Source organism: Aeromicrobium erythreum, from assembly GCF_001509405.1.
GTDB lineage: Bacteria > Actinomycetota > Actinomycetes > Propionibacteriales > Nocardioidaceae > Aeromicrobium > Aeromicrobium erythreum.
In genome coordinates, this window is record NZ_CP011502.1 from 2422087 (window position 1) to 2438703 (window position 16617).

Sequence of the window (16617 nt, forward strand, 5' to 3'; positions counted from 1 at the left end):
GGGCAACGAAGGAGGTCTGTCGGGCTGCGGGGTCGAGGTCAGCCGGCGGCCTGCTGGAGGTCGCACTCGGCGATCAGTCGCTCCTCCACGGCGACGAGGGCATCGCGGTCGTCCTGGGTCGTCACGGGGCGGTCGGCACGGTCGACCAGCCCGAGGAGCGCGGTGTCGGAGAGGTCGGACTCCACGAACACCCGGGCGGAGCAGTCGGCGTTCTCGGCCTCGATGCTGGAGATCCGTCCGTCGCGGATCGCGTCGGCGACGTCGTCGACGCTCGGTCGTACGCCGCTGCCGCAGGCCGCCACGGCGAGCAGGGTGAAGGCCAGGAGCGCCACGGGGGCGGTGGGTCGATGCACGGGTCCTCCGATCGGTTCGCCCGCATCCTAGGGACACGCGGCCGGAGGCGGCAACGGTCGGGTCAGCGGGTGGGGAACCGGTAGACCTCGCCGGCACGCTCGGCCTCGTAGAGCGCGTACGGGTCGTGCAGGGTGCGGTCGAGGGCGTCCTGCATCCAGGCGGCGTCGCGCGACGAGGCGCGCTGGCGGGCGTCGGCCGTGCCGTCGCTGGTGAGGTTCGACGCGAAGATGCCCGCCGCCGACTTCGGCAGGAAGTCCTCGTACACGATCGGCTGCAGCCGACCCTGGTCGTCGCGCCGGTAGTAGGCCAGGCCCTGCGCGTGCAGCTCCTCCTCGGTGCGCGGGAAGGCGCGGAAGCCCCGACCGTCGTAGAGGTCGCGGCCGGCGGGCGTCAGCGCGACGCCCCGGCCCTCGACCTCGCCGAACCGCACCCGCAGGTGCGCGTCGACGACCGAGCCGTCGGGCTCGCGGAAGCGGCGGGGCTCGGCGAGCGCACGGAACGACGTCTGGCGCAGCAGAACGTCGACGCCCTCCCCCGGCTCGACCTGCGGCGGGCCCTGGATGCGGTCGATCATCTCGATGCCGAGGTCGCCCATGCGCGCGTAGAGCGCGTCGATGTCGAGCACGCGGGGCGTGAGGTGGTTGATGTGCGTGGAGCCGACGCCGCCGATGTCGGCCGCGACGCTCGAGATCGACTCGAGGTGCTCGTACCAGGCACGGTCGACCGGCTCGTCGGACAACGCGAACGACGCGGTCGCCAGCTCCAGGAACCGGTCGGCCCGCTCGAACGTCAGGTCGCCCTCGGACTCCATCTGGTCGGCCAGCTCGAGCAGCTCGGCGGGGAAGAGCGTGCGGGCGTCGAGGAACTCGCGCAGCCGCGCCTCGGTGCGCTCGTCAAAGAAGCGACGGTCGTCCACGACGAGCACCGACGTGAAGACGCGGAACGGGTTCTCCGCCAGCTCAGCGCGTGCCAGGGGCCGGAACGCTGTGCTGACCACGGGGATCGGCGGAGTCGCCTCGCGCAGGTCGTAGAACCCGACGGGGTACATGCCGCAGGCGCCGAAGATCCGCGCCACCTGCGCCAGCTCCGTCTCGGTGCCGACCCGGATGGCACCGTGCCGCTCGGCCGTGACGCGACGGATCGAGCCGAGCCGTTCGGCGTCGCCGCCGCGGCGGGCGAGCACGTCGGCGTTGACGTGCTCGCACGCCTCGACGAGCGTCGTGTACGCCGGCACCTCGGAGCCGTAGAGCTCGGAGAGGTTCGCCGCCAGGTCCGCGCGCAAGCGCGTGGGCGAGACGGACCACCTGTGGCCGCCCTCGGCTTCGACCTCCTCCGACACCCGGAGGTACCGGAAGCGGCTCACACGAACTCCACGCCCTGAGCCAGCGGCAGCTCGGTGGAGTAGTTCACCGTGTTCGTCGCGCGGCGCATGTAGGCGCGCCACGCGTCGGAGCCCGACTCGCGACCGCCGCCGGTGTCCTTCTCCCCGCCGAACGCGCCACCGATCTCGGCACCCGAGGGGCCGATGTTGACGTTGGCGATGCCGCAGTCGGAGCCGACCGCCGACACGAACGTCTCGGCCTCGCGCACGTCGAGGGTGAAGATCGAGGACGACAGGCCCTGGGCGACGTCGTTGTGCAGGGCCAGGGCATCGACGAACGAGGAGTAGGTGAGCACGTAGAGGATCGGCGCGAACGTCTCCTCCTTCACGACGTCGGTCTGGCCGGGCATGTCGACGATGGCGGGCTGCACGTAGTAGCCGCCGCCGGTCGCGTCGCTGGCGGCGACGTCCTGCGCGCCGCCGGTGACGAGCGTGCCGCCGTCGGCCTGGGCACGGCTGATCGCGTCGCCGAACGCCCGGAACGACGCCTCGTCGACCAGGGGCCCGACGAGCGTGGTCGGATCCAGCGGCGAGCCGATCGGCAGCGTCGCGTACGCCTTCGCCAGCCGCTCCACCAGCTCGTCCTTGATGCTCTCGTGCACGATCACGCGACGCAGCGACGTGCAGCGCTGGCCGGCCGTGCCGACGGCGGAGAACACGATGCCGCGCACGGCGAGGTCGAGGTCGGCGCTGGGCGCCACGACGGCGGCGTTGTTGCCGCCGAGCTCGAGCAGCGAGCGGCCCAGGCGGGCGGCCACGCGCGGCGCGACCTCCTTGCCCATCCGGGTGGAGCCGGTGGCCGAGACGAGCGGCACGCGCGGGTCGTCGACGAGCGCCTCGCCGACCTCACGGGCGCCGAGCACGACCTGCGACAGGTGCTCCGGCGCGCCGGCGCGGCGGGCCGCCTCGTCGGCGAGGGCCTGGCATGCGAGGGCGGTCAGCATCGTCTTCTCCGACGGCTTCCACACCACGGCGTCGCCGCAGACGAACGCGAGCGCCGCGTTCCACGACCACACCGCGACCGGGAAGTTGAAGGCGCTGATGACGCCGACGACGCCCAGCGGGTGCCACTGCTCCATCATCCGGTGCCCAGGACGCTCGGTGGCGATCGTCAGCCCGTGCAGCTGGCGGGAGAGCCCGACCGCGAGGTCGCAGATGTCGATCATCTCCTGCACCTCACCCAGACCCTCGCTCAGGATCTTCCCGGCCTCGATGCTCACCAGCGCGCCGAGGTCGTCCTTGTGCTCGCGGAGCAGCTCGCCCAGCTCGCGCACGAACTGGCCGCGCACCGGCGCCGGGACGCTGCGCCACTGCAGGAAGGCGTCGTGCGCGCGGCCCACCGCGTCGCCGACGTCGGCGGCCGAGTGCGACGCGAGCCGACCGATCTCGTGGCCGTCGATCGGCGACGTCGCGGGCAGGTCGCGCTGCGCCCCCTCGGGAACGGCGTCGAAGGGATTGCCGGCGCCGAGGCGCTGCAGGATCTCGAGGGCGCGGGTGGTGACGTCGCTCATGCGGGAGAGACCTTTCCGTGGGAGGCGAACAGCTGTCCGGAGGTGGTGGCGAAGAGGTCGTCGAGGCGGATGTCCTCCTGGGCGACGAAGCCGGCGTGCGGCAGGCCGCCGTCGGCGACGAGCTCGACGACGGAGACGGCTGAGGCGGCGGTGGTCCAGCTGATGGCGCGCCAGGTGCGACCCTCGATCTCGATCGGCAGGTAGCCGCGCACGTAGTTCTCGCGGAACGGCTGGCCGGCCTTCGTGCCCTCGACGGCGGCGTGCAGGTAGACGATGTCGTCGTTCACGGGCGGCTTGGCGTCGACGAGGATCCGGCCGACCTCCTCGCGACGCTCGCGCAGGTTGAGCTCGTCGAACAGGAAGTGCATCTGCTCGAAGTGGCCCGGGTAGCGCAGGGTCTTGTAGTCGAGCCGGCTCACGCGGCCCTCGTACGTCTGGCACATCGTGCCGAGACCACCGGAGGTCAGCGCGGCCTCCAGCTCGATGCCGCCGATGAAGACGCGCTCCTTCTCGGTCATGGCCGGCACCATCTGACGGCGGCCGGAGCGCAGCACCTCGCAGTCGTTGAGGTACTCGTTGACGACGCCCTCGGCCGACCAGTTGAACGCGTAGCCGAGCAGGCCGGTCGGGTTCTGCGGCAGGGCGCCGACCTTGAGCTCGATGTTGCGGATCTGCTCGAAGCCCTGCGCGAGCGAGGCACCGACGATGCCGATCAGCCCGGGCGCCAGGCCGCACTGCGGCACGAACGCCGACTCGGGGCGCTGGCGGCTCAGCTCCACGACGCGGTTCGTCGTCGGGACGTCCTCGGTGAGGTCGAAGTAGTGCGTGCTGGTGTCGTACGCGGCCTCGGCGACGGCGATGTTCAGGTGGTAGGGCAGGCACGACACGACGGCGTCGACGTCGGTGAGCGCCTTGCGGACGGCGGTGGCGTCGGCGACGTCGACCACGTGGGAGGCGAAGTGGAGGTCGTCGCGCGGGGCGGCGTCGTAGCCGACGACGTCGAACTGCGCGCGGACGAGCAGGTCGGCCACCAGCTCGCCGACCTTCCCGAGACCGAACACCGCCACGGTGTTGAGCGAACGGGACACGGGACCTCCTGGGGCCGGCGACGGATCGCGTCGCGTGAGTGTGGCGTCGAGGGGTGCTCGACGTCACACGATGCTAGCCAGCGGGAGGCCCCGTGTCTGTACCGGCTGGACGGTCCAGTGATGACGATCCGGTGAAGTTCGTCGGACCGACCGTCCTCCCCCGCTGGGCGCGACGTTCGCGGGCCGGATCGGGTCGCGACGACACCGAAACGTCACACTCAGCGGGGAGGGAGCAGGGCCTGGCGGGGGTGCCTGGCGGGGGCGCGGAGCAGACCGGGCTAGACGGCGGGGATGGTCTGGGCCGCGGCGCGGTTGGCGGCGGAGACGACGGCCCGCAGCGAGGCGGTGACGATGTTGGCGTGGATGCCCACGCCCCACACGATCTCGCCGGCGATCTCGGCCTCGACGTAGGCGGCGGCAAGGGCGTCGCCGCCAGCCGACAGCGCGTGCTCGGTGTAGTCGAGCACCCGGATGTCGGCCCCGGCCTGACGCATGCCGTCGACGAAGGCGTCGACGGGACCGTTGCCCTCGCCCTTGAAGGAGCGCTCCTCCCCGCGGACGACGAGGTCGACGACCTGCTGGTCGTGACCGTCCGACGACGTGGTGGAGGTGAAGGTCACGAGGGAGTAGGGCTCCTCGCGCTCGAGGTACTCCTGGCTGAACGCCGTCCAGATGCCGTCGGCGGAGATCTCGCCCGCCTCGCCCTCGGTGAGGCCCTGCACGACCCGGCTGAACTCGATCTGCAGGCGACGCGGCAGGTCGAGCTGGTGCTCGGTCTTCAGCAGGTAAGAGACGCCGCCCTTGCCGGACTGGCTGTTGACGCGGATGACGGCCTCGTAGGTGCGGCCGACGTCGTGCGGGTCGATGGGCAGGTAGGGCGCCTCCCACGGCACCTCGGACACGTCGACGCCCTGCTCGGCGGCGATCCGGTCGAGGTCCTCCAGGCCCTTCTTGATGGCGTCCTGGTGGGAGCCGGAGAAGGCGGTGTAGACGAGGTCGCCCGCGTACGGGTGGCGCGGGTGCACCGGCAGGCTCGTGCAGTACTCGACGGTGCGGCGCACCTCGTCGATGCCGATGCCGCCGGCGGTGAAGTCGACCTGCGGGTCGATGCCCTGGCTGAACAGGTTCATGCCGACGGTGACGAGGTCGACGTTGCCGGTGCGCTCGCCGTGGCCGAAGAGGCACCCCTCGACGCGGTCCGCTCCGGCCATCAGCGCCAGCTCGGTGGCGGCGACGGCGGTGCCGCGGTCGTTGTGCGGGTGCAGGCTGATGGCGACGTTCTCGCGGTGCTCGACGTTGCGGCCGAACCACTCGATCTGGTCGGCGTAGGTGTTCGGGGTGGCCATCTCGACGGTGGCCGGCAGGTTGAGGATGATCTCGCGACCGTCCTCGGGCTGCCAGACGTCCATGACCGCGTTGCAGACCTCGACGCTGAACTCCAGCTCGGCGCCGGTGAAGATCTCGGGGCTGTACTGGTAGCCGAACGCGGTGCCCGGCATGTTCTGCTCGGCGTGCTTCATGACGAGCTCGGTGCCGCGGGTGGCGATGGCGCGCACCTCGTCCTTCGAGGCGTGGAAGACGACGCGGCGGAACAGCGGCGCGACGGCGTTGTAGAGGTGGATGTTGGCGCGCCGGGCGCCGGTCAGCGCCTGCGTGGTCCGCTCGATGAGGTCCTCGCGGGCCTGGGTCAGGACCGAGATCGTGACGTCGTCGGGGATGACGTCGTCCTCGATCAGCGAGCGCACGAACGCGAAGTCGGTCTCGCTGGCCGACGGGAACCCGACCTCGATCTCCTGGTAGCCCATGCGCACGAGCAGCTCGAACATGCGGCGCTTGCGCACCGGGGTCATGGGGTCGATGAGGGCCTGGTTGCCGTCGCGCAGGTCGGTGGAGAGCCAGCGCGGGGCCTTCGTGATCGTCTGGGACGGCCAGGTGCGGTCGGGCAGGTCGATGGGCGCGAACGGGCGGTAGCGGCCGAACGGCATCGGCGACGCCTTCTGCGGCGCGACGACGTTGCTGGGCAGTCCGGTGCGGTGCGTGGTCATGTCGGTGTCTTCCTCGGGGTGCTCGTCAGGTCGTTGCGGTCGGTGCATGACGAACTCCGCGCCGAGGGGCCCGACCTAGTGGACCTCGACGCGGCAGAGAAGGAGTCGGCTCGCGTACATCGCGGCCAGCCTACCCCACCGTCCGCGGGGACCACCACGCTGCAGCGGTGGGCGGGCTCGGACAGACTGGGGTCATGAGCAGCGACACCAGCAGCGAGGACCAGTCCACGGCGGGCTCCTACGTCACGAGCGGCCAGGAGTTCGACCGCGACATGAACTACATCCCCGACCGCATCACGCGGCAGGGGGGCGCCCCGGTCGACGACCGCGCGGGCACCGGCAAGCCGCCCGTGGACGACGCGCCGACCTGGCCCGTCGAGGCCGGCCGCTACCGGCTCGTCGCCGCGCTCGCGTGCCCCTGGGCGACGCGCACCGTCATCGTGCGCCGCCTCCTCGGGCTGGAGGACGCGCTGTCGCTCGGGCTCGCCGGCCCCACGCACGACAAGCGCAGCTGGACCTTCGACCTCGATCCCGACGGGGTCGACCCGGTGCTCGGCATCCCGCGCCTGCAGGACGCGTACTTCGCGCGCTACCCCGACTACCCGCGCGGCATCACGGTGCCCGCCGTCGTCGAGGTCGAGAGCGGCAAGGTCGTCACGAACGACTTCCCGTGGATCACCCACGACTTCTTCTTCGAGTGGACCGACCACCACCGCGAGGGTGCGCCCGACCTGTGGCCCGACGCGACCCGCGACGAGATGGAGGAGGTCATGCACCGTGTGTTCACCGAGGTGAACAACGGCGTGTACCGCTGCGGCTTCGCCGGTTCGCAGGAGGCCTACGACTCCGCGTACGACCGGCTCTGGACCGCGCTCGACTGGCTCGAGGAGCGGCTGACGACGCGTCGCTACCTCATGGGCGACACCATCACCGAGGCCGACGTGCGGCTCTTCACGACGCTGGCGCGCTTCGACCCCGTCTACCACGGCCACTTCAAGGCCAACCGTCAGACGCTCGCCACGATGCCGGCGCTGTGGGGCTACGCGCGCGACCTCTACCAGACGCCCGGCTTCGGCGACGCGACCGACTTCGAGCAGATCAAGCAGCACTACTACGTGGTGCAGACCGACATCAACCCGACGAGCGTCGTCCCGAAGGGCCCCGACCTCTCCGGCTGGACGACCGCACACCACCGCGAGGAGCTCGGCGGGTCGCCGTTCGGCGACGGCACGCCGCCCAGCTGAGCGAGCGGGCGGGGCGGGCGCGGGTCAGAGGAGTCGGCCCAGGCGGCGCGCCGACTCCACCACCTGCGTCCCGAGCTCCTCGAAGCGCGCGGGCACGATGCGGATCGAGGGTCCCGACACCGACAGGGCCCCCACGACGCCGGTGCGCGAGACGATGGGCGCCCCGAGCGAGCTGATACCGGTCGACAGGCCGTTCTCGTTGATCGAGTACCCGCGGTCTCGGATGGCGACGAGCTCGGCGCGGATCGCGTCGGGGTCGACGAGCGACGCCGGGGTCCGCGGCTCGAGCGGGCCGGCGAGGTAGCGCTCGACCACGTCGTCGGGGCAGGCCGACAGGTAGGCCAGACCGGTGGCGGAGGCGTGCAGCGGGATCCGCTCCCCCAGCGGCAGGAACGCGCGGAGGGCGTGGGAGGTGTCGAGCCGCTCGAGCAGCACCAGCACGTCGCCGTCGGGGGCGCAGAGGTGCACGGTCTCGGTCGTGACCAGCTGCAGGTCGCTCATGAGCGGCAGCGCGAGGTCGCGCAGGCTCTGGCGACCTCCGGCGCCGCCACACACGGACAGCGCGCGCAGGCTCATCGACCAGCGCGCGCTCGTGCCGCCGGACGACTCCACCCAGCCGACCTCCTGCAGCGTCTGCAGGCAGCGGTGCACGGTGCTCTTCGGCAGGTCCGCGGCCCGGGCGAGCTCGGACAGCCCGACCGGCTGGAGCTCGGCGACGCGCTCCAGCACCGAGAACGCGGTCACCACGCTGGCGGTCGTCACAGGCTCCTCCTCGGGCTCAGCACGGGCGGGTCCAGGCACTTGCCCTGCAACACGCGTGTGCTCTACGTTACACGCCCGTCCCGGCCTACGGCCCACTGTTCCACCTGATGGACCGACCGGGAGCCGTCCCCCACCTGGAGGCGCCATGACCGCCCAGCTCGTCGCCCTCGGCATCTTCGTCGCCGTGTTCGCGATCGCCGCAGCCCGCAACGTCAACATCGGCATCGTCCTGTTCCCCGTGGCCGCGCTCGTCGGCCTGTGGATCGCCGACCTCAGCCTGGAGGAGGTGGTCGCGGGGTTCCCGCTGTCGATCCTCGTGCTGCTCGTGGGCGTCACCTACTTCTTCGGCATCGCCCACAGCAACGGCACCATCGACTGGCTGATCGAGACGTCGCTGGCGCGGGTCGGCGACCGGGACGCCGCGCTGCCCACCACGTTCTTCGCGCTGACCGCCCTCGTGTCGGCCATGGGCGCTCCGCTCGGCGGGCTCGTCATGGCCCCGATGGGCATGAGCGTCGCGCACCGTCGCGGCATCGACCCCATGCTCATGGCGTTGTCGATGGGCTGCGGGCTCAGCGCCGGCGCGTTCGCCCCCACCAGCCTGTTCGGCATCATCACGTGGGGCACCGCCGACGCGGCAGGCATCGCGCTCAGCCCGCTGCTGCTCTTCGCGGTGGCCGTGGTGATCAACCTGGTCCTGCTGGCCGTGGCGCACGTGCTGTTCGGCCGCGGTCGACGCCGTGCGGAGGCGCCGCGCCTGGAGCGCGCCATGGTCGCGCGAGGTGCCGCGCTGCCGGAGTACGGCCAGTCCTCGCTCTCCCTCGACGACGACGCCCCGGCGGAGGTCCGCTCGCCCGGTCGGGCGACGCCGCACCAGGTGCTCACGCTCGTGCTGATGGTCGCGCTCGTCGTGGCCGTCGTGGTGATGGCGCTCGGCGGCCTCGAGCCCGACATCGGCGTCATCGGCTTCGGCCTGGGTGCGTTGCTGGCGCTGGTCGACCCGGCGGCGGGGAAGGCTGCCATGAGCCGGATCGACTGGGGCTCGGTGCTCCTGGTCGGCGGCATCATCACCTACGTCGGCGTGCTGACGCAGATGGGCGTGATCGACCTCATCGGCGAGCGCGCCGCGCACGTCGGCGCACCCGTCGTGGCGGCACTGCTGCTGTGCGCGGCGGCCGGCCTCATCTCGGCCTTCGCGTCGACGACCGGGATGCTCGCCGCGCTGGTCCCCCTCGCCCTGCCGCTCATCGCCGACGGAGGCATACCCGGCTGGGCGATGATCTGCGCCATCGGCGTCTGCGCGTCGATCGTCGACGTGTCGCCGTTCTCGACCGTGGGCGCCACCTACGTCGCCACGACCGTCGACCCGGACGCGCGTCCCCGCATGACCAGCCTGCTGACGCGGTGGGGGCTGTCGATGGTCGTCGTCGGTCCCGTCGCCCTGACCCTGACCCTCATCCTCCCTGGCATGGTGCTCTCATGACGTCCTCCTCCCCCACGACCCTCCTTCGTGCGCTGCGCGACCTCGACCTCCCGGACCACCCGGAGGCCGTCGTGGTCGACGGCCGGGCGCTGTCGCGCGCGGGCCTGCGCGAGGTCGCCGTGGCGTTCGCGTCGCGGCTGCCGGACGCCGGGCCGGTGGCGGTGTGCGCCGAGCCGACGCTGGAGACCGTCGTGGCCGTGAGCGGCTGCCTGCTGGCGGGCGTGCCCGTGGTGCCGGTGCCGCCCGACGCGGGCCCGGCCGAGACCGCGCACGTGGTGACCGACTCCGGCGCGACGTGCTGGGCCGGGCCACGACGCGACGGCGTGGACCTGCCGCTCGTCGAGGTGCCGACCGCCCCGACCGCCGGGGACCGAGGCGTCGACCTGCCCGAGCCGGTGGCGGAGACCGAGACGGCCATCGTGCTCTACACGTCGGGCACCACCGGCGCGCCCAAGGGCGTGGTCCTGAGCCACCGGGCCCTGCGGACCGGGATCGAGGGCCTGGCCGACGCGTGGGGCTGGACGGGCGACGACGTCGTCGCGCACGGCCTTCCCCTGTTCCACACCCACGGCCTGGTGCTGGGCGTGCTCGGGTCGCTGCACCTGGGCTCGCGCGTCGTGCACACCGGCCGTCCAACGCCGCAGGCGTACGCGGCGACACCTGCCACCGTCTACTTCGGCGTGCCGACCGTCTGGACGCGCGTGGCGCGCGACCCCGAGGCGGCGCGCGCGCTGTCCGGCGCGCGCCTGCTCGTGTCGGGCAGCGCTCCGCTGCCCGTGCCCGTCTTCGAGCGGCTGCGCGAGCTCACGGGCCACGCGCTCGTGGAGCGCTACGGCATGACGGAGACCATGATCACCCTCAGCACGCGGGCCGACGGCGAACGACGCCCCGGCTGGGTCGGCCTGCCGGTGGGCGAGGCCCGCACGCGCCTGCGGGCCGAGGACGGCGGCGAGGTGCCGGCGGACGGCGAGACCGTCGGTCGGCTCGAGGTCAGCGGGCCGATGCTGTTCGACGGCTACCTGAACCTGCCGGAGACGACGGCCGAGGTGCTCGGGTCCGACGGGTGGTTCGCCACGGGCGACCTCGCCGTCGTCGACGCCGACGGCTTCCACCGGATCGTCGGCCGCGAGTCGGTCGACCTGATCAAGTCCGGGGGCTACCGCATCGGCGCCGGCGAGATCGAGACGTCCCTGCTCGCGCTGCCGGAGGTGCAGGAGGTGGCCGTGCTGGGGCTGCCCGACGAGGACCTCGGCCAGCGCATCGTCGCCTACGCGGTGGTCGCGCCCGACGACGCCGACGACGCCCTCGCCGCGCGGATGGTCGAGCACGTCGCGGCGGACCTGTCGTGGCACAAGCGGCCGCGCGAGGTCCGGTTCGTGCCGTCGCTGCCGCGCAACGCGATGGGCAAGGTGCAGAAGAAGCTCATGCTCGACGTGCCGGGCTGAGCCGCGCGTCAGCGTCGACGCAGCAGCGACCGCGGCAGGAGCAACGCCCGCAGCCGCTCCCCGCGCGACCCGGCCGCACGCACCCGGTCGACCACCCGGCGTGCGGCCTCGCGCTCGTCGGCGACGTCGGTGCCCGGCCGGGCGTAGCGCGAGCGCTCGACGGCGGTGAGCACCCGGCGCAGGTCGTCGGGGTCGGCCCGAGGACCGACCACGTCGACGAGGCCGCGCGGCGTCCCGGCCCGCGGCACGGCCAGCCCGACGTCGACGGCCGACGCCTCCACCTCGCGCCACCACGGCTCGGGGTCGGAGGCAGCAAGCCGACGACGTCGCAGCAGGCTGCGCAGCAGACCGGGCAGCAGCGCCGCGAGCAGCAGGACGACCGCGACGGTGAGGGCGGTGCGCGGCGCCGTCGGGGCCTCGGAGTCGGCGGCCGACGCCTCGGTCGTGACCGAGCCCTCCTCCGCGGCGGCATCGCTCGGTCGCTGCGACGGCTGGTCCTGCGGTGCTGCCTGCTCGGTGCTCTCCGGGGTGCCCTCGGGCTCCTCGAAGCCGGTGCGCGACCCGACGCCCGGCGTCGGCTCGAAGCCGACCCAGCCGACGCCGTCGAAGTAGATCTCGGGCCACGCGTGCAGGTCGTCGGACGTCACCTCGTACTCGGTGTTCCCGTCGTCGTCGACCCCGGCGGCCTGGCCGGGCGCGTAGCCGACCGCGATGCGCGACGGCATCCCCAGCTCGCGTGCCATGACCGCCATGGCGGAGGAGAAGTGCACGCAGTAGCCGGCCTTCTCCTCCAGGAACGTGCCGAGCACGCCGACCCCGTTGCCGTCGTAGTCCTCTGCGACCGGCGCGGTCTCGGAGTAGACGAAGTTCTGGCGGAAGTAGTCCTGCAGCGCCATGGCACGGTCGTAGTCGTTGGTGGCGTCGGCCGTGACCTCGCGCGCCGTCGAGGCGACGACCCGCGGCACGTCGTCGGGCAGCGCGGTGTAGTCAAGGGGTACTGCGGTCGGCGACGTGACCAGCGCCCGCATCTGCTCGGCCGTCGGGAGCCGCTCGAGGCTCGTGACCGTGTACTGCTGGTCGCGCGTCGTGGAGCTGTCGGAGCTGATGGTCAGGCCGGTGCGGCGCAGCGACCAGGCCCCGCGCAGACCGTCGACGTCGAGCACCGGGTACGGCACCGGCAGCATGCTGCTGCGCAGGTCGGCGATCCGGATGGTGGTGGTCTCCTGGCTCGTCCGGACCTCCGGCTCGATGCCGATGCGGCTCTCGAACGGGTCGCCGTCGTTCGCCGTCGCCGGACGCCACGTGCGGCCGCGGAAGTCGCGCAGCGTCGCGACCTTGAGGTACGGCGGGTCCTGCAGCGTGGTCGTGTAGCGCGCGGAGACGGTGGTGCTGTTGCGACGTAGGTTCTGGCCCAGCTGCAGCATCGGGTTGATGCCGCGGCCGAACACCTGCGGCGGCGGCTCGCCCCACGGCTTGGCGACGGCGGTGACGTCGGGCAGGACGGGGGGCAGCAGCACGCCGACGAGCAGGGCCGAGCCACCGAGACCGAGGGCCGGCACCAGCGACGCCCAGCCCGCGGACGTCGCTGCCGTGCGGGTGCGCAGGAGCGCGAGCCAGCAGGCGGCCGCCCCGGCGAAGACCCAGAGCGAGGGCGTCTCGCCGGAGACCAGGGCCGGCGCGGCGTAGACCACCAGCAGCACGGCTCCCGTCAAGAAGACGCCGACGCGCAGACGCAGCACGAGGTCGAGCACCAGGACGAGCAGGCCGAAGGCCCCGGCGAGGAGCAGCACGAGCGGGCGCGCGGCCGCCGCCGGCGCGGCCTCCTCCATCACGATCACCTGGGCCCGCGACAGCGCCTCGCCGAGTCCCTGGAAGGTCGAGGTGGTCGGGAGGGGTCCGGCGAACGTCTCGGGGACGAACACCCACCCCAGCACCACCACCAGCACGAGGAGCCCGACCGGGACGGCGAACCGCGGTGCGAGGCTGCCGAGCACCGCGCAGACGAGGGCGACCAGGCCGGCGACCAGTGTGGTGGTCACCCACCAGTCACGACCCTCGACGACCGTGTCGTAGCCCAGCAGGAGCACGGCGAGCGCGCCGACGACGAGGAGCTGGTCGAGCCAGGGGCGCCGCGGTACGGCGGCGGCGCGACGTCGGGTGGAGGCCTCAGGACGCAGCACGGGTGCGACTCACCCCCAGGCGCGACCAGACCTCGGACACGTCGTCGTGGGCGGTGTAGGGGACGTGCCGCCAGCCGGCACGCTCGAGCACCTCGAGCGCCGGTCCGCGCGTCCCGGCGGAGACGAGCGCGAGCACGCTGGTGGCGCCCGCGAGCGCCTCGGTCCAGGCCTGGGCACGCGCGACGTCGGGACGCCCGAGCACGGCCACCACGGTCCGCTCCCCGGGATCGGCGTCGGCAGGGTCGGCGCCCGGCAGCGGCTCGAGCACCGCGAGGTCGACGAGGGCCTCCTCGACGGCCTCGACGTGGTCGAGCTGGCGGTCGACCACGTCGAGCGGCGAGCGGAGGGTGACGGCGAAACCGGCGTGCACGAGGTGGTCGACCATCGACGCCGCGGCGCTGACCGCCCACTCCAGCTCGGGCGAGTACGACCAGCCGTCCCGCTCCCGGGCGGTGCCGAAGGACGCCGCGTCGGGGTCGACGACGACGCCGATCCTCGGGTCGTCCTGCTGCTCCTCCTGGCGCACCATGAGCTCGCCGCGGTGCGCGGTGGCCTTCCAGTGCATCCGCTTCAGCGCGTCGCCGGGCAGGTACGTGCGGGCGACCAGGTCGTCCTCGCCGATGCCGGCGCGGTGTGCCGCGCCCTGGGCGGCGACCCCCTCGTCGAGCCCCCGGGTCGATCCCGCGTCGAGCGCGTGCCGCCGCGGGAGCACCACGAGGTCCTGGGCGTCGCCGAAGGTGTGGCGGCGCAGCACGAGGCCGAACGGGTCGACGACCTCGACCCGCAGCGGCCCGAGCACGTGCCGACCTCGCCGCAGGCCCTGCACGGGGTAGCGGAACCGCGCCCGCGACCGGCGGGTGCGACTGCCGCCGAGCGGCGGGAGCACGCCGCTGGCATCGGCGCTCAGCCCGTGCGGCACGGTGTCGCTCCAGCGGGCCTCGAGGGCGGGCAGCACCGACAGGTTGGTCACCTCGACGGTGGCGGTCGTGGTGTCGCCCGGCGAGAGCACCTCGGGCGCGAAGCGCCGCTCGACGACGACCCGCGCCTGCCCGAGGAGCACGAAGACGGCCGCCAGCACGACGACGCCCAGCAGCATCGCCGAGACGCTCAGCAGAGCAGGGAGCGACAGCAACGGCGCCGCGGCGAGCAGGACCAGCGACGTCACGAGGAAGCCGGCACCACGACCCGTCAGTCGCAGACCAGGCCAGGCCAGGCCAGGACGGGGCAGCCGTCGCAGCAGCCTCACGCCGTGGTCACCGACCGGTGGCTCATCGGGGCTCCACCGCGCCCTGCGGCACGGGAGTCTCGGCCACGATGCGGCGCACCGTCTCCTCCACGGGCGCCGAGCCCCGGGCCGGGACGAGCCGGTGCGGGAGCACGAGCGGGGCGAGGGCGTCGACGTCGTCGGGCAGCACGTAGTCGCGGTCGTCCAGGTAGGCGCGGGCCTTGGCGACACGCACCAGCTGCAGGGTCGCGCGCGGGCTGGCGCCGAGGCGCAACGCGGCGTCCTCACGCGTGGCGCGCGCGATCGCCACGCAGTACCGCTCGACCGACTCCGACGCGAAGACGGCACGTGCCTGGGCGATCATCACGCGGACGTCGTCGATGGTCACGACCGGCTGCAGCCGGTCGAGGGGGTTGTCGACGTCGCGGTCGCGCAGCATCTCCAGCTCGGCATCGACGTCGGGGTAGCCCATCGAGATCCGGGCGGTGAAGCGGTCGCGCTGGGCCTCGGGCAACGCGTACGTGCCCTCCATCTCGTACGGGTTCTGCGTGGCGATCACGCTGAACGGCGTCGCCAGCCGGTGGGTGCGCCCGTCGACCGTGACCTGCCGCTCCTCCATGGCCTCCAGGAGCGCGGACTGGGTCTTGGGGGAGGCGCGGTTGATCTCGTCGCCGATGACGATGTTCGCGAACACCGCACCGGGCTTGAACTCGAACTCGCCCTTCTGCTGGTTGAACGCCGAGACGCCGGTGACGTCGGAGGGCAGCAGGTCGGGCGTGAACTGGATGCGACGCACGGAGCCGTCGACGCTGCGCGCGAGCGCGCGGGCGAGCACGGTCTTGCCGACGCCGGGGACGTCCTCGATCAGCAGGTGGCCCTCGGCGAGCAGGACCACGACGGCGGTCTGGACCGCCTCGGGCTTGCCGTCGACGACGGACTCGATGTTCGTGAGGACACGGCGGGCGGCGGCTCGGGCGTCGTCCATGGGACTCCCTCGGTCGGTGGCGGGGGGTCGGTCCATCATCCCCTGCTCCCCCCAACGTCGCAGGACGACCAGGAGTTTCCGCCGGGCCTCCCCGTCCCCGCGATGTGCGGACCTGGCGACGGTCTTCCGGGGGAGGACCGACGCCAGGCCGGCACGACGCGTCGACTACTGCGCGTCGGCCGCGTCCTCCTCGTCGTCGCCGAGGAGGGCGGCGTGGGCGAGGCCGGCGATCGCGGCACCGACGACGGGCGCCAGGATGAAGACCCAGACCTGCGAGAGGGCGTCGCCGCCCGCGAACCAGGCCACGCCGAGCGAGCGCGCCGGGTTCACCGACGTGTTGCTGACCGGGATGCTCACGAGGTGGATCAGCGTGAGGGCCAGACCGATGGCGAGGCCCGAGAAGCCGACCGCCGCACGCTTGGACGAGGCGCCGAGGATCACGAAGAGGAAGAAGGCGGTCAGCACGACCTCGGTGACCACGACGGCCCAGAACCCGTGGCCGCCGGGCGAGCGGTCGCCGTAGCCGTTCGTGGCGAAACCGGAGGCGACGGCGTCGAACCCGGGCTTGCCCGAGGCGATGGCGAGCAGGAGCGCACCGGCCACGGTCGCGCCGACCACCTGTGCCGCCGCGTACGCCGGTACGTCCTTCCACGGGAAGCGGCGGGCGGTCGCGAGTCCCACGGACACCGCGGGGTTGAAGTGCCCGCCGGAGACGGGGCCGAACGCGTAGGCGCCGGTGAGGACGGTCAGGCCGAACGCCAGCGCGACGCCGGCGAAGCCGACCTGGTCACCGGCGAGCACCGCGGTGCCGCAGCCGCCGAGGACGAGCCAGAAGGTGCCGAGCGCCTCGGCCGTCAGGCGCTGCGAGGTGGTGAAGACGGGCGTGGTGGTGGACATGGGGCCTCTCTCGTGTC

Annotated in this window: 13 protein-coding genes; 3 read left to right on the forward strand and 10 right to left on the reverse strand. The window is 72.9% G+C overall.

Going from position 1 to position 16617, the window contains the following annotated elements:
- Window positions 1-38: 38 nt before the first annotated feature.
- The 5 genes from Aeryth_RS11475 to leuA form a co-directional block, all read right to left on the reverse strand.
- Window positions 39-353 (reverse strand): hypothetical protein, encoded by a 315-nt coding sequence (locus tag Aeryth_RS11475; protein WP_144433760.1) that lies wholly within the window; start codon window positions 351-353, stop codon window positions 39-41.
- Between the two features lie 62 nt (window positions 354-415).
- Window positions 416-1636, reverse strand: a complete 1221-nt coding sequence (locus tag Aeryth_RS11480; RefSeq protein WP_067861686.1) for a VOC family protein — start codon at window positions 1634-1636, stop codon at window positions 416-418.
- A gap of 77 nt (window positions 1637-1713) precedes the next feature.
- Window positions 1714-3246, reverse strand: a complete 1533-nt coding sequence (gene amaB / locus Aeryth_RS11485; RefSeq protein ID WP_067858702.1) for an L-piperidine-6-carboxylate dehydrogenase — start codon at window positions 3244-3246, stop codon at window positions 1714-1716.
- Window positions 3243-4334, reverse strand: a complete 1092-nt coding sequence (locus Aeryth_RS11490) for a saccharopine dehydrogenase C-terminal domain-containing protein (RefSeq protein WP_067858704.1) — start codon at window positions 4332-4334, stop codon at window positions 3243-3245. The genes amaB and Aeryth_RS11490 overlap by 4 nt, the downstream gene beginning before the upstream one ends.
- A 278-nt stretch (window positions 4335-4612) precedes the next feature.
- Complete coding sequence (gene leuA / locus Aeryth_RS11495) at window positions 4613-6379, reverse strand: 2-isopropylmalate synthase (protein WP_067858707.1); 1767 nt, start codon at window positions 6377-6379, stop codon at window positions 4613-4615.
- A 194-nt stretch (window positions 6380-6573) separates the two neighbouring features.
- Here leuA and Aeryth_RS11500 point away from each other — a divergent pair, with 194 nt between their 5' ends.
- Window positions 6574-7623 (forward strand): glutathione S-transferase C-terminal domain-containing protein, encoded by a 1050-nt coding sequence (locus tag Aeryth_RS11500; RefSeq protein ID WP_067858710.1) that lies wholly within the window; start codon window positions 6574-6576, stop codon window positions 7621-7623.
- A 24-nt stretch (window positions 7624-7647) separates the two neighbouring features.
- On the opposite strand, the gene Aeryth_RS11505 is transcribed toward Aeryth_RS11500, so the two are convergent.
- A complete protein-coding gene (locus Aeryth_RS11505; RefSeq protein ID WP_067858713.1) occupies window positions 7648-8385 on the reverse strand; it encodes an IclR family transcriptional regulator in 738 nt (245 codons plus the stop codon).
- A 145-nt stretch (window positions 8386-8530) separates the two neighbouring features.
- On the opposite strand from Aeryth_RS11505, the gene Aeryth_RS11510 reads away from it, so the two are divergent.
- Together Aeryth_RS11510 and Aeryth_RS11515 are read left to right on the forward strand one after the other, a co-directional pair.
- The gene (locus tag Aeryth_RS11510; protein WP_067858716.1) at window positions 8531-9868 is read left to right on the forward strand and encodes an SLC13 family permease; all 1338 of its coding nucleotides are present in this window, start codon (window positions 8531-8533) and stop codon (window positions 9866-9868) included.
- Window positions 9865-11313 carry an acyl-CoA synthetase gene (locus Aeryth_RS11515; RefSeq protein ID WP_067858718.1) on the forward strand — a complete coding sequence of 483 codons (1449 nt, stop codon included), beginning with the start codon at window positions 9865-9867 and terminating at the stop codon, window positions 11311-11313. Before Aeryth_RS11510 ends, Aeryth_RS11515 begins: the two co-directional genes overlap by 4 nt.
- 8 nt (window positions 11314-11321) lie before the next feature.
- Here Aeryth_RS11515 and Aeryth_RS11520 read toward each other — a convergent pair whose 3' ends face one another.
- From Aeryth_RS11520 to aqpZ, 4 genes are all read right to left on the reverse strand, one after another.
- A complete protein-coding gene (locus Aeryth_RS11520; RefSeq protein WP_067858722.1) occupies window positions 11322-13493 on the reverse strand; it encodes a transglutaminase TgpA family protein in 2172 nt (723 codons plus the stop codon).
- A complete protein-coding gene (locus tag Aeryth_RS11525) occupies window positions 13480-14739 on the reverse strand; it encodes a DUF58 domain-containing protein (protein ID WP_067858725.1) in 1260 nt (419 codons plus the stop codon). Before Aeryth_RS11525 ends, Aeryth_RS11520 begins: the two co-directional genes overlap by 14 nt.
- 22 nt (window positions 14740-14761) lie before the next feature.
- Window positions 14762-15703 carry an AAA family ATPase gene (locus Aeryth_RS11530; protein WP_144433761.1) on the reverse strand — a complete coding sequence of 314 codons (942 nt, stop codon included), beginning with the start codon at window positions 15701-15703 and terminating at the stop codon, window positions 14762-14764.
- A gap of 165 nt (window positions 15704-15868) precedes the next feature.
- Window positions 15869-16600, reverse strand: coding sequence for an aquaporin Z (aqpZ, locus tag Aeryth_RS11535; RefSeq protein WP_067858731.1), 732 nt, complete (start codon window positions 16598-16600; stop codon window positions 15869-15871).
- Window positions 16601-16617 lie beyond the last annotated feature (17 nt).

Bases quoted from the DNA above. Each gene is read 5' to 3' on its own strand.
- amaB (WP_067858702.1), bottom strand. From the start codon at position 3,246: ATGAGCGACGTCACCACCCGCGCCCTCGAGATCCTGCAGCGCCTCGGC.
- leuA (WP_067858707.1), bottom strand. From the start codon at position 6,379: ATGACCACGCACCGCACCGGACTGCCCAGCAACGTCGTCGCGCCGCAG.
- Aeryth_RS11500 (WP_067858710.1), top strand. From the start codon at position 6,574: ATGAGCAGCGACACCAGCAGCGAGGACCAGTCCACGGCGGGCTCCTAC.
- Aeryth_RS11510 (WP_067858716.1), top strand. From the start codon at position 8,531: ATGACCGCCCAGCTCGTCGCCCTCGGCATCTTCGTCGCCGTGTTCGCG.
- Aeryth_RS11515 (WP_067858718.1), top strand. From the start codon at position 9,865: ATGACGTCCTCCTCCCCCACGACCCTCCTTCGTGCGCTGCGCGACCTC.
- Aeryth_RS11530 (WP_144433761.1), bottom strand. From the start codon at position 15,703: ATGGACGACGCCCGAGCCGCCGCCCGCCGTGTCCTCACGAACATCGAG.
- aqpZ (WP_067858731.1), bottom strand. From the start codon at position 16,600: ATGTCCACCACCACGCCCGTCTTCACCACCTCGCAGCGCCTGACGGCC.